The organism is Pectobacterium parmentieri (assembly GCF_001742145.1).
Classification (GTDB): Bacteria; Pseudomonadota; Gammaproteobacteria; order Enterobacterales; family Enterobacteriaceae; genus Pectobacterium; species Pectobacterium parmentieri.
On sequence record NZ_CP015749.1, the window covers coordinates 1,766,522 to 1,779,077 of the forward strand.

The following is a 12,556-nucleotide window of genomic DNA, read 5'->3' on the forward strand; positions in this document are numbered from 1 at the left end:
ATTCAATTTAGCCATTAAAATTTCATTACTGTAAACACAACCTGCGGTGGAGATTCGCCCCAGCGATCGCTTGTTATTTTAAATTCCTCATTAGCAGAAATTACACCTATCGCTATCGCATTGTTATACCTTCCGCCGCCAGCAGATGCAGACATAACGTTATTACCATTAAAGTAAATGTTTACAGTACCATTTGGGGCGTTGGTCGCCAGAACTACAGGAGATGAAAAAATCCGCCTTATAAAGGGCTCAGCCGGTATAATCGTTGTTGAGCCGATTGCATGAATTATGGGCTTAACGACATCGCCTACAATCTTATTTGCATAAACCGTTCCGCTAAATTCTCCATCTGTTGCATAAACCGTTCCGCGAAACACACCGTCTTTTGCATTTACCGTACCTGTAAATGAACCCGATGTTGCAGTTATCTCACCTTCAATCTTGGCATTTTTAGCTGTCATATTACCGTTCTGATCAACGGTGAAATTACCGCTCTCAATCCGCGCTGTTTTGATGAACGGAGAAACTATTTCAATTCCTGCCTTCACGCTGTCAGCAATAATAGTTTGCGCAGCCAATATTTTAATTACGGCATCTTTGGCGATCAATTCATCAATAACCACTTTGCCATCCACGACGGCAAAGGGGATCGCATAGGTGGTTTTATCGTTGGGATGATTAGGGTCGAAGATAAAGAATTGATTGGCAGCTACCGCGACCTGGCTAATGGTATTACCGTTTGCATCACGACCGGCCACAATACCAATTCCTGCCGTCACATCTCCGGCTTGCGCTTTCGCACTCCACATCGCCCGATATGACGCTGAGCCATTTTTATCTATTTCAGTGATGGCTTTTGCGTTTGTCTGCACCACTGCATTATTTTCTCTCGTTGCAGCTTCTACCTTTTCAACACGTTCTGCTGATGATGAAAACCGTTCAGATACCGACTGCGATAACTCCCTTACTGCTGACGCATTGGTTTGTGATGACGTTTCAACATCGGTTACCCGCTTTGCCATAGCACTGTTTTGTTTGTTAACAGACTCAGACAATATTTTTACGTTTGAATCAACCGTGCCAATATTTTTTATATTTGTTTCCAGCTTCTCAGTAAGATTGGAAATCAGTGGCGATTTATTTAACTGCTCCTTAATAACATCAATGATGGCCGCCGGATCGGGATGTGTTTGTGCAAAAGTACCTTTTGAATCATTGAACGGTCCCGGATCGCCCAATGAATTAACATGCCGTATCCAGTAGTACCCTTTCCAATCGGGATCTACGGGGTCGCCGTAAACACCAGCCGCAGAGCTGGCGATCAGCACAGCATTTGCCAGGTTGTCTTCAGGAGAACGATAGATTTCCGTCAGCGACCGACCGCGATAATTAGGCATGTCCCACTCAAGCAACACGTAAGCGAAGCCGCCTGTCGCTTTGAAATTAGTAGGTTTAGATGGCTTCTGCACGCCGCCGCCTGCATTTGAACCACCCGAACCATTACCGTGCGTCAAAGCAACCTTTCCACCCCCGAGCTGACGCAAATTAGCCAGACCAAGCGTTGCCAAATCACCATACGTCACCGCACGATTGCGTCCGTCACCACGCTGGCCTGTCAGCGTTTCAACATTCTCTAAAACCGCCGTCTGATCTTTACCTGCTCTAAACTTTGCCGTCATGCTGTCATTTCCTGCATCGATGTAGTTAACGTAATCCGGTCAACCTGCACGCTGCCGTAGACTTCAACCTGCCAGCGTTTACCACGAATCGGAGGCAGCTTAACTAACGACTCTCGCAGGCTGCCCGGCGGCAAATGCAACGCTGCGCGACCATCGACATGCAGAATGACGCCGACGTGCGATAACGCATTACTCATCACTCGCAGGCAGGAAAAGGCCGTATTCGCCGGAGCCAGATATTGCTTTGACCGCCAGCGCATATTCAGGTTGAAAGCGCCATCATTAAACGTATATAGCTGCCGCCCTTTCACGATATAGAGCGTGTCACCAGATGGATCGTTATAGGCTGTATCAAACGATGTCGTGATGTGGCGAATATCCATGCTGGCAGGATCGAAGATAAACCCAGCCACGCCGTTATCTGTGTCATACAACGCCAGATATTCATTTTCCACGCGCCAAGCTCGGAGAGTTGTCGGATTAAAATCTTTCCGCCACTGCTTAGCCTCAATGATATTCGCCGTGGCAATCGCTGCCGCGCCATCGGCACTGATAGAAACAAGACCATTCGGTGAGGCATACAAAGCAAAGCCATCCATCGTTACCATCGATTGGCGTGAGACGCAGGACAGCGCGATCAGGGAATGCGTTGATGTGATATTCGACGGCGTAATGCCTGAAAAAATATAGGGAATGCCTTTCGTACCGACGACCAACGTTGTGCCTATTGGCGCGATCGCGACAACATCATCCTGCGTGGTCTGCTTGTTGCTGTCTTTCCATGCGTAAGGCAAATAGGCTTCACTGAACATCACCTGATTGCCTTTAAAACCAGCAGCAATGCCGTTAGACATCATGCACAAGCCGATCATGCCATCCGGCGGCATGTAATAATCGTAAGTCTCCAGTGAAGCGCTAAGCTGAGCATCTGACAGACCGTCAACAAATACGCCAACGGCAATGTCCAGTTCAGCCACCAATAAGAAATCAGCCGCTTGACTGCTGGTCGCCGAACGATAAATCCGGCGTTTGGTTATATTGTTGTTCTGCTGTCCGGGCGGCTGCAAATGTAGTTCTATCGAACTACCAGAATACTTTATCGTCAGCTCCGCAGAGGCGGGCCCCGGCGGACCCTCTTCACCATATGCCGTGACATAGGTTTCAGTGTAGAAACGCGTTTCATCATCAGTAGGATCATCTTCTTTAACGTCAGCCGGTGGCGTGATTGTGCCAATGACGATCGCGTTAGCTGGGACCGGGACGCCAAGACGGAAAAAAGCGGCGGGATAATTGCCGTTGCCGCCCGTCGCGACCTGCGCAGAGGTAACCTTTGGAAATTCATCGTCGGTATAGTAAACGCGCCCATAATCATCATTGGCGACCGGACTGCGGATCGCGTCAACGATCTTGCTCCAGGCAAACCAAAAACTATCTCGATAGTGGAATATCGTTTTGGGCTTGAAGGTGAAGGTCTTGCCCTGGTCGGTATCATCCAGCATAGGAGTGATAACGCCATGCCGAAAGTGACAGTTCTCCGCTACCGTCGCGTTAGATTCAGGCAAAAGGTGTTCAGCAACGCGTGGCATAGTTCCGCGCATTGTGGTGATATCGATGGTCGCCATGGGTATCCTGAAACAGAAAACAAAAAAGCCCCGCTTTTAAGGCGAGGCTTGGTATCTTTGGGGAATTTAGCGCGTATAACTCACTGTGGCAAGGCTTAACAGCCACTAAATAAACTCATATTCTGTGCTCCCCTGTTAGCATAAGTGCTCAATTGCTTCATGAATCACAAGCAGCACCATAGATTTAATCAGAAATGCAAACATTGAGATTATTCAAATTTACTTCTTTTTACTAAAAATAGTATCCTATTTCTTCATAGTTAAAAACCATGCATCAAACTTTACATACTTGGAGGGATTAAAAAATGAGTAAACAAGGAACCGATAGCATTGAGAAAAGAATGTTTTTTTTACTGATTATTGGAATAATACCTTTATTCATAATCCTCATCATTCATTTAAACAACCCCGATGCTCTAATCCTTAATGAATTCGCTGCAACTTTCAAAAACCTCCCAACAATCACATCCAATAAAAGCCTGCTAATGAGTAAGGCCATGGATATTTACTGCAAAGCATCACCATTACTGGCGTTGTTATTCATAGCAGTATCATACCGCCACTTTGAATTCAAGAAAATAATGACAACCCAAAAATTAGTCTGGGTATTTATTTTATTTTCAGTTTTGTACTTCACAATCACAATTTTATTACTAGCTCACAACAAGGAACTTAATGATTCAAGGAACTGGCTAAAGGTAATATCGGAAAATGACTATCTACTTACATTTTTCTATATTTCAATATTTTCAGTTTGTTATATTTTTACCGTATATTATCTTAGTTTTATTATTTCTTTTTTCAAAGGAAAGTGATAAAGATAACAAAAGTCATAGTTAAACATTGATAATGTTAAATGGCAGGTGTCAGCCACCTGCCACAATGTTTAATGCACAGGGCGAATTAGTTCATTATTTAATTTATCAGCAAATTTGTCATCTATAAATGATGCTACCAAACCAATCCCTATAATCCCTGCTATCATTATCGCGGACACAGGCAATCCTACAGTCATTGCAATAGCTGGAGCTACGTAAGCAAGGATCCCCAACGCAACACCAGATGCAACCCCACTCAACACCCAAGATTCCACCTCTAACATTAATGGGCTCCAGTTGCCAGTCTCATAGCCCTCAATGCTTTTTTCTCTAACCTTTCCGATTTTTATCACCACGTCTGCTACCTTGAACGCCTTGCCAAGGTTGCCAAGTTTATTTGCCATATCTTGGGCATCAACATGTTTCCATGCATTAATAAGTGCGTCCCTATCGGATTTATTGATTTTCATTTCTGGATTTGATGTGATTTTATCTAATGATTTCATCGCATCATCAAAACTTCTGATTTTCTTTCCCTGAAAATTTCTGATATCACCAGCTATTTCATCCGCGATAGCTTTATACTTATCACCTAAATGACTACCAACTTCCTGCCCCATCCCTACAATTAATTCACTGGTTTTTGTAAGCACCTCATTTTCGACCTCAAATGAATTTTTAATGTTATTTAATTTTTCTTTTTTATCTAACACATCATCATTTACGATTTTCACTCGATCAAGATAAGTCACAAGATTATTTTTTTCTTTAATTTCCTCAACGAACGTTGGTGGTACAGTTCTATCCCATAACCGATGAAACCATTGGCCGGTAGTCGCTATAGCCAAATCAATCATATCGTCAGGTTTTCCGATAAAATTCGAAAGTTTATTGTTATTCATAAAATCAATGAAAGTTTTTTCAGTCTCATTTGTTTTACTATTAACTAGCAGCTCCCCCGACTTGGTTAACTCAATATTTACCTGCAAGGAGTCGACAGATTCCTGTAGAGAGTTTGCGGCTAAATTAATTTCAGAGTTACCAATAAGCCCTGATTCTCTTAAGTTTTTTAATAGCGTGTTTGCTTCTTCTTTTACTTGCTCAACATTTTTCGGGTAGGCATTTCTAGCTTGCTCCAAAAATTGATTAATTTTCTTCTGCCCTTCTCGGAGGGAATATAAACCGGAAAAAGGTAGATTACGAGGATTATAATTCACAATCCCACCGCCTCCATGTGGAACATTAATTCCTGGCCAGTTTACATATACCGGTCTTGATGCATTAGGATTTGATGACGGATTTAGATAAGAACCTGTCGGCCCCCCTGTGATCGTAATAATTACCTGCCCAGTAGAATCAAAGGGAACGCCATCTTTGTAATATGAAGGTTGTGTCATGATAATATATCCTTGATTAGTCAAATGGAAATTAAAAACAATTTCACTGTACATACATACAGTAAAAACTGTATGTAATATTCCCGTTGATGTCAATTGATGGACGTCTTTCTTATCCCATTAATTAAAAAAACTAATTTTCATTACTAAGCGAGGAATATAGTATTGCAGTAAACGTTGCTGTGGCTGATTGCGTGATACGGCTCGATGCGCCCTGGCATGTTCACGCGGACTTGAATGAATGCGCCGCGTGGAACATCAATAGGCGACTGATCCGGCCATGTTTCTTCGAGTTTGTGTCCCTTTTTAGCGTCAAATGGCTGTTTATCCAGCGTCAAACGGTTTTGCGCAAACGGCATCGCATCAGGGTGAACTCGGTGGAACGTGTAGACAGTGACGGAACCGTCCTCAGCGACCTCATAATTGTTCCACAGCAGCGCTTTGTCGTTCCGGCATTTCGGATTGCTGACGCCGCCGTCTATACCATTCCACGCCGCATCCGAGTGCATACCCTGACAGCCGGTGATTTTATAAACCCCCTCGCTCAACCGTTCGACATTAACGCCAATCGCTTCATGTGTAGTAGTAAATGAACCGTCGGCGTAGATGTTGATGACGGGAGATGCGGTTTTATAGAATCCGCCCGAATCAGCTACCACGTTATTGCCCGTGACTAGAACGTTTCCGCCAGTTATTTTCGGGAATGTTATAACCCTCTGCCCGATAGTGTCTGTTGCGTTCCTACTTATTAGTGTAATAGCTCCGTCTATGCTGATTTCAATGCGTGTTAAATGTCCGACTGTTGTTGGCGGAATATCTGAATTGAAAAATAAAAATGAAGGCCAAGCCCCGCGTACTGATGTCTGTGTTGTGAATACTTTATCTCCAGTAAAGGTCTGACTAGTGTTTAGGTTTGCGGGTTTCTGAAGATTCCCCTCATGCCACACAATATTATTGTTAATGAGAGCATTGCTGGGAGCCACAAGATTAACATCACCAAACGCAGTCAATTCTATACCTGTTCTACCAATATAATTGTAAAACTCGGCATTGTTGCTGTTGTCTGCACCTGTCCCTATATACCATTTATTTTTGTCGGCGGTGTCCTGGCAAAAAATATAAGATGAATGGTTTGGCGACGGCCTCAAATTGAAAGCGTTGCCATCTCTTCGAAAGTATTTCACCCCTGTTATATCCTGATCAGTGTCAAGCGTAAACGGTGCCAAATTCCCTGTATGCCATAAAACTACTGGTGGTAGCCACACCCCGGCTTGGGTCTTCCACAATTTGAACGAGTTATAATTCCCCTGAGTCATATTCTCATCGATAATTGCATACCCCCAGTCGGGACTATCAGTGCCTTGGCCCCCTCGGTGCCTGACATTTACGAACGATCTCCAGTTATCCCCGTTAACTAAGCTGCTGCCTATGTTTTGCTGAAGACGTAATGAATACATAAAATCTGATTCAGTTTGGTATTCATTGGCGAGTGCATTGCGAACAAATCCGGGGTCATCGTTTTTATATTGCGGAATGTAATCCCAGCCCTGCCAAACCTCAGCGGTGAGCACGTTTCTTGCGGCTCGATGGTTGCTATTGGTCACATCGACCGCCGTTAACTCGCCGTACGCCCCTAGGGTTCCTGAAGTCCACGTGAGAATGCACGGTCCGTAGCCCGGCGGGAGCCCCGCAACAACGGCGGGGTCAGCGCTGTATAAACCACTGGCAGCTTTATTAATGACGAAAAAATCATTTAACGTCGGTGCAGTGATGCTTGGCGTACTACCGCCCCAGCCGAATTCCCCCTTCAGCATTGCATTACTCAGGCCAATGTTTTCACGAAACGCGGCAGGGTTAACAATATCAGCCCCGTTGGCGGATTTCTTCATTGCACCAGCAAATGTTGCCTGAGCATTTCCCGCCGCCGTCTCAGCCGAATTTTTAGCAGCCGTAGCTGTATTGGCTGAAGCAGTCGCTGACGCGCTGGCTTGCTGTGCCTGAGCTACCGCCGCGCTGAGAGCCTGGGCGTACTGAACTGCCTCATTTTTGGCTGCAATGGCGGTACTCGCAGCATCTGCCGCATTAGTACCCAACGTCTGTATCGTAGCCAACTTCGCGGCAACGTCGGTTTGGATTTCGCGGAAATAGACAATGATCGCTGGCGTAACGGTTTGTTCCATCGCTGCCAGTTTTAATAATTCATTGATCGTCGCCGGTGTCGACTTCTCATTAATAGAAACCGAACCATAGACCGAATTGTAACCATCGCTCTGGATTGAAATGGCGTACTCGCAGATCTCCAACGGAATAGAGTAATTACCATCCTGATCGGTCATGACGGATGCAGAGAAACCGTTCAATACCGAGGGCCCGTTGGTCAGTGCACTAAAGGTAACTTCAGCACCGGAAACAGGTACACCTGCCGGATTCATTAACACGCCACTGATTAATACACTCACGCTTGCGAACTCCCGTTATATTGCGCCTGCTTTTTCTGCCCGGCAGCGGTATCAGTTTGTGATTTAACGCCCAGCAGATCGACAAAGGTTTGATAGTGCTGGGATGACAACATCGCGTTATTGCCGTTTTCTGCGTCTTTGCCGTAGGCGCGAAACAGGATGAATTCAAGAACAGGGTTAAAATATAGTTCATCAAGAGGGAATGACCGGGCGTTCTGCGGCGACAGATCGGCAATATTGGCAGGAGAAGGCAAACGCGCTACGTTGATTTCCAACTGGGCACCCGCCAATGCGCCGGGGAATACAAAGAAGCTTTTAGGCGTCTGCTCGTCGTAACAATAGCGTTCAATCGGACCCGTAATGCTGTGCCAATCGGGATACTGATAATCGAGCGCGTCACGCGGAAACGGCTGAATAGCACGTTCTCCGATGACTCGCGTAATTTCCAGCAACCGTATTGCACCATCAGGCAAATGTTGCCGCGTACCCGGCACGCAATCGAATGTCTCAATTGACGCCCCGGCATCTGGCCGAATGATGATGACAGCGTTAATCGCATCATTGTAATAATCCAGAAGTTCGGATTTAGGCCAGCGCAGCCACAGCGAATCCAGCAGTTGCGAGTTTGCTCTGCCGATAATGTCGTTAATCGTTGTCATTAGTAGAATTCGTGTTTACGGACGGGGTTGTGGAAGCCGGTTATCGGAGAGTTATCAAGCGAATCACGATAGGCTCGTCGATAGCCGTCGGTGAAGATAGATCTAAAATAGGCGGCTCGTTGCGGATCGCTCCACGGTTTGCCCGGCATCAAGTAGAGGTCTTCTAACGCACCGGCAGCAATCACATCCGTGTAATCATCAGCCAACGCATCCGGCACCGCATCCGCAGTACGCCGGGGCTCCACAGCAAAGAGAATGATGATGTGGCCAAACGGGCGCGTAAACGCGATGTGATTCGCTGAAATCACGGTAAAATCTACACCCGCAACCAGTGTGGACGGATCATCAGGGTTGCTGGTATCGGTGACCCGCAAACGCTTGACGCACTTCACTTCCAAACTCTCCGTCAGCGTGAGCGTTACACCAGCTTCAATCTCTGCCAGCGCCAGTGATTCACGGCAAAACAACGACTCGCGGCAAAACGTGATAGCAGCTTCCAGTACCGATTGCCGCATCATGAAGTCTAGCGGACCGCTAATATGCTTACGGATCGCTGGCAGAAATGCGTCAAGCGATGCCATTATTCAGCGCCCTTTACTTTGATAGCTTCACGCACGCGTGCACGGAAATCATCAACTTTTTCCTGAGCACCTTGTTTCAGATCTGCCAGGTCCTCCGCTTCAACCAGCGTCGCCAGTTGGACGGAAGTCAATTTTGCCAAATCAACATCATCGTTACCGATTTTGACTACCCAGCTATTTGCCGCCGCTTCAGCCTGCTGGCGTGCCAACGCTTCCGCCGCCAGTTGAACTTTTAATGCCTCGTCCTCCTCCGATTGTGCCAAGACCGATTTCACTAGATCTTCACGTACCCACACGGTAGGAAACTCCAGCAGTTGATGCGCAACCCCACTTTCAACACTGACAGGTTTAAGCCGAGGAAAGATCAAGCGGCTACCTGTTACGGTATCGCGCTTTTTATCTTTATCACCAATGTACACAACAGAAATCTCTGCCATCTTTGAATCCTTATAAAAAAGCCCACCGAAGTGGGCTGGATAATGTTGGAAGTGGCTTAATAGCCTACCGCGACATATTTCACATTGATGACCAGACGCCCCGTTGCGGCACCTCCGGCAATCATGGCGGTAATTTTCTCACCGCTGGCCGCCGTGCTATACGGTACTACAGGTACAGATTTCGCCACCGCATCGGCATGGCTGGCCGCCGCGATAAGCGTATGTGTACCGCTTTTTACTTCCACTGTTACGCCCGCGCCCAACGCTTCACTGACCACATCAATGGAACAGATACGCATACCGATCGGCATTTCCAGCAGTTCGACAATATCGCCGACGGCTGCGGCAGCCAGCACAATCTGGCTTTCTGCCAAAGACAGGTTGCCCTGTGGACCTTGGTACACCGCATCACGCATGGACGGCGCTTGAATCGTTGCCATAAAATTTTCTCCTGATAAAGCAAAGCAGCAGGCCGAAGCCTGCTGTTATGAGAGGGATAGATTAACGACCCGTAGAGATCGCGGAATCGACGACGATGATGCCGTGGTCACTCATACGGCCATCTTTCTGCTGGAAGCGGATTTTCTTCAGGCCGTTAATCCAACGAACTGAAATCTCTGTGCCGTTACCATGATCCACCTTCTCTTCGTGGTAGCCGAAGTGGCCGCCGCCTTCGCCCGTACCGTAAGCGTTCGCCAGCGCCTGACCGCCCAGCAAGATGGCGCGGTCAATGGTGGTTTTCGCTTCCTTCTGCGCTACCGTCGCAGCCAGATCGTTATTGGAAACCGCGACCTGAGAACCTGTGTTGAAGCGAATCGGCATCCCGGTGTATTTACGCACCAGGATGTTACGCCACATCGCACACTCACCTTTGAACAACGGATGGTCGAAGCCTTTAGATCGCTGCATAACGCGAGACAGCATCGCCTGCCAGTCTTTACCAGAGGTGGACGTATACCAGTCGTTCCACTGGCGTGGCGTCACGTTCAGGACGTAATACGGATCGTCGTTCGCCATGTCGTCTTTCGACATTTTGACGGGCTGGAGTGGATGCGCCATTTCATCGATAAACAGAGAGAGATTATCGACCACGCCCAGCGTAAACAGATCGGCAGCATCCAGACCTTCAAAGCTGGTTGCGTCACCGGCATAAAAATGGCGATCGTAGGTTGGCGGCAGCACGTCGTTGATCATGATTTTGCCGAACTCACTGTGTCCTGCCAGCGGCAGAATGGTGTCATCGGCGATAAAATCACCGCGTGCGCCCGCCAGATGCACCGTTGCGCACTGATCTTGCAGGTCATTAAAGTACGTGCCCAGCAAGGTGCGCCCGGTTTTGTTCAGATTGTGCTTATAACGCTGTTCTGACATTTTCCCGCCCGCATCAACCAGGTGGCGGCCCTGATTGATCTTAAGCGAGAAATCCGCGAACGCGAGGTTTTCACCGCGCCCTTCCAGCTTCGCATCGCCCATCGTCGGGCGCTTGCTGAGCTTGTGGACGATCTGCATATCCACTTCATCGCCCTTGGATTTTTGCAGATCGGTAATGCGCACTACTGGCGCGGTATAGCTGGTTTGCTTCACGCCTTTTTTATCCGGCGTTACCGCCTTTGGCGCTTCCTGCTGTTCCGTCATGATGTTAACGAATGAGCGGTTGCGGTTGGCTGCGGTAAACAGCGCAACCTGCATCAACTTATTCGCCTGGGCGGAGGTAATGGTAGTCATGTTGATTCCCTAAAAAGAAAAACCCGCACACTGCGGGTTGGATGATGTGAGTAAGTAACGTCAGATGGCTTGTTCTAACAGCGCCTCAATCTGCGCATCAGTCATGCCAGCAAACATCGCCTGCAATTGATCAGGATCGGCATTAGCCGCCTGCTCCAGTGGCGATGCACTGTGTTGCGTTGTTGAGCCGACATCGGACGGTGATGCAGGCAGTTGTGACGAGGCATTCGCTTTCGCCAGCAGGTCTGCTGCTTTTTGCTGAAGTTCTGCGGTGGTCGGTTGCTGTTGCGCGGCTTGTGTAGGCTGTTGAGGTGCACTCTCCACAGTCTCGCCATAAGCAGCGCGGGTTCGCTTCTCGACTTCACTGAATCGTTCAGCTAACGGTTTATCTTTCCATGCGGGATCAAGTTTGAGTGTTTCATCGATATGTACCGCCAGTGTGAAACGGTCTGGATCGCTGCTTTGCCAGCTTTTCAGTTCTGCCGTAGCATCCAGTGCCGCCATCACGGGGTTGTCATTAACAGATTGAGGAACTACCGGGGTTGGCTGAGCAGATTGCAGGTATTCCACTTTCTGCGTCAGCGCATCAAGCACATTCGCCACCTCGGGGAAGCTCTCGCGAACTGTCGCGATCTGCTCTGGTGTAATCTGCGCTTTCTCCGGCAGTTGAGCAGGCTGTAAACCAGCGGCGTTAATCTGGCGCGTAAAGACTTCCAGTTGCCGCCGAGCTTCAGCCAGTTCCGTAGACGCTCGCTGATTTGCTTCAGACAGTCGTTGCTTTTCGGCACGTTCTGCTTCCAGCACGCCATAAGGAATGGTGTGTTTTCCATCGCGGCTGATAATACTTTTCGCAGAGCCATTACCTTCATCAGCAACGGCTGGCTGTTGAGTTGTGGTTGTCTGTGGTTGCGCAGCTACGCCCGGCGTCAGCGTGATGGTATCGCCCTTATTTTCCTGCTGCTTATTCAGATCATCGGCGGTGGTTTGTCCGGTAATGGTTACCTCCCCCACCGTATCATCAGAAATATCCACATCACCCAAGCCATTCAGCAATGCTTCCAGCTCTTCCGCTGTCTCTTCACCCGTTAAATTATTAATATCAACACTCACGTCATTACTCCTGCATGTCTATTTGTCGGATAGATCCGAAAGGGAAAAGGCGTATCGCTGCCCATGCGA

Annotated in this window: 11 protein-coding genes; 1 reads left to right on the plus strand and 10 read right to left on the minus strand. The window is 47.7% G+C overall.

What is annotated here, in order from left to right:
* Positions 1 to 14: 14 nt before the first annotated feature.
* On the minus strand, positions 15 to 1,679 hold the full coding sequence (locus A8F97_RS07850; RefSeq protein ID WP_050512656.1) for a phage tail tip fiber protein: 1,665 nt from the start codon (positions 1,677 to 1,679) through the stop codon (positions 15 to 17).
* Entirely contained in the window at positions 1,676 to 3,301 is a 1,626-nt protein-coding gene (locus A8F97_RS07855; RefSeq protein ID WP_033071449.1) for a hypothetical protein, read from the minus strand. Before A8F97_RS07855 ends, A8F97_RS07850 begins: the two co-directional genes overlap by 4 nt.
* Positions 3,302 to 3,606: 305 nt before the next feature.
* On the opposite strand from A8F97_RS07855, the gene cui reads away from it, so the two are divergent.
* The gene (cui, locus tag A8F97_RS07860; protein ID WP_033071448.1) at positions 3,607 to 4,116 is read left to right on the plus strand and encodes a colicin immunity protein Cui; all 510 of its coding nucleotides are present in this window, start codon (positions 3,607 to 3,609) and stop codon (positions 4,114 to 4,116) included.
* A 71-nt stretch (positions 4,117 to 4,187) separates the two neighbouring features.
* On the opposite strand, the gene A8F97_RS24975 is transcribed toward cui, so the two are convergent.
* The 8 genes from A8F97_RS24975 to A8F97_RS07900 form a co-directional block, all read right to left on the minus strand.
* Positions 4,188 to 5,516 (minus strand): colicin-like pore-forming protein, encoded by a 1,329-nt coding sequence (locus A8F97_RS24975; protein ID WP_269150521.1) that lies wholly within the window; start codon positions 5,514 to 5,516, stop codon positions 4,188 to 4,190.
* Positions 5,517 to 5,662: 146 nt separating this feature from the next.
* Positions 5,663 to 7,975: a phage tail fiber protein gene (locus tag A8F97_RS07870; protein ID WP_050512655.1), complete on the minus strand. Its 2,313-nt coding sequence runs from the start codon at positions 7,973 to 7,975 to the stop codon at positions 5,663 to 5,665.
* Complete coding sequence (locus A8F97_RS07875) at positions 7,972 to 8,634, minus strand: phage adaptor protein (protein ID WP_033071447.1); 663 nt, start codon at positions 8,632 to 8,634, stop codon at positions 7,972 to 7,974. Before A8F97_RS07875 ends, A8F97_RS07870 begins: the two co-directional genes overlap by 4 nt.
* Positions 8,634 to 9,215, minus strand: a complete 582-nt coding sequence (locus A8F97_RS07880) for a hypothetical protein (RefSeq protein WP_033071446.1) — start codon at positions 9,213 to 9,215, stop codon at positions 8,634 to 8,636. Before A8F97_RS07880 ends, A8F97_RS07875 begins: the two co-directional genes overlap by 1 nt.
* A complete protein-coding gene (locus A8F97_RS07885) occupies positions 9,215 to 9,652 on the minus strand; it encodes a hypothetical protein (RefSeq protein WP_033071445.1) in 438 nt (145 codons plus the stop codon). Before A8F97_RS07885 ends, A8F97_RS07880 begins: the two co-directional genes overlap by 1 nt.
* 56 nt (positions 9,653 to 9,708) lie before the next feature.
* Positions 9,709 to 10,092 (minus strand): hypothetical protein, encoded by a 384-nt coding sequence (locus A8F97_RS07890; protein ID WP_033071444.1) that lies wholly within the window; start codon positions 10,090 to 10,092, stop codon positions 9,709 to 9,711.
* A 61-nt stretch (positions 10,093 to 10,153) separates the two neighbouring features.
* Positions 10,154 to 11,377 carry a N4-gp56 family major capsid protein gene (locus A8F97_RS07895; protein ID WP_033071443.1) on the minus strand — a complete coding sequence of 408 codons (1,224 nt, stop codon included), beginning with the start codon at positions 11,375 to 11,377 and terminating at the stop codon, positions 10,154 to 10,156.
* A 60-nt stretch (positions 11,378 to 11,437) separates the two neighbouring features.
* The gene (locus tag A8F97_RS07900; protein WP_033071442.1) at positions 11,438 to 12,487 is read right to left on the minus strand and encodes a hypothetical protein; all 1,050 of its coding nucleotides are present in this window, start codon (positions 12,485 to 12,487) and stop codon (positions 11,438 to 11,440) included.
* Between the last annotated feature and the right edge of the window lie 69 nt (positions 12,488 to 12,556).

What these genes read in the sequence shown, in the direction of transcription:
- A8F97_RS07850 (WP_050512656.1), bottom strand. Translation starts at nt 1,679, where the DNA reads ATGACGGCAAAGTTTAGAGCAGGTAAAGATCAGACGGCGGTTTTAGAG.
- A8F97_RS07855 (WP_033071449.1), bottom strand. Translation starts at nt 3,301, where the DNA reads ATGGCGACCATCGATATCACCACAATGCGCGGAACTATGCCACGCGTT.
- cui (WP_033071448.1), top strand. Translation starts at nt 3,607, where the DNA reads ATGAGTAAACAAGGAACCGATAGCATTGAGAAAAGAATGTTTTTTTTA.
- A8F97_RS24975 (WP_269150521.1), bottom strand. Translation starts at nt 5,516, where the DNA reads ATGACACAACCTTCATATTACAAAGATGGCGTTCCCTTTGATTCTACT.
- A8F97_RS07875 (WP_033071447.1), bottom strand. Translation starts at nt 8,634, where the DNA reads ATGACAACGATTAACGACATTATCGGCAGAGCAAACTCGCAACTGCTG.
- A8F97_RS07880 (WP_033071446.1), bottom strand. Translation starts at nt 9,215, where the DNA reads ATGGCATCGCTTGACGCATTTCTGCCAGCGATCCGTAAGCATATTAGC.
- A8F97_RS07885 (WP_033071445.1), bottom strand. Translation starts at nt 9,652, where the DNA reads ATGGCAGAGATTTCTGTTGTGTACATTGGTGATAAAGATAAAAAGCGC.
- A8F97_RS07890 (WP_033071444.1), bottom strand. Translation starts at nt 10,092, where the DNA reads ATGGCAACGATTCAAGCGCCGTCCATGCGTGATGCGGTGTACCAAGGT.
- A8F97_RS07895 (WP_033071443.1), bottom strand. Translation starts at nt 11,377, where the DNA reads ATGACTACCATTACCTCCGCCCAGGCGAATAAGTTGATGCAGGTTGCG.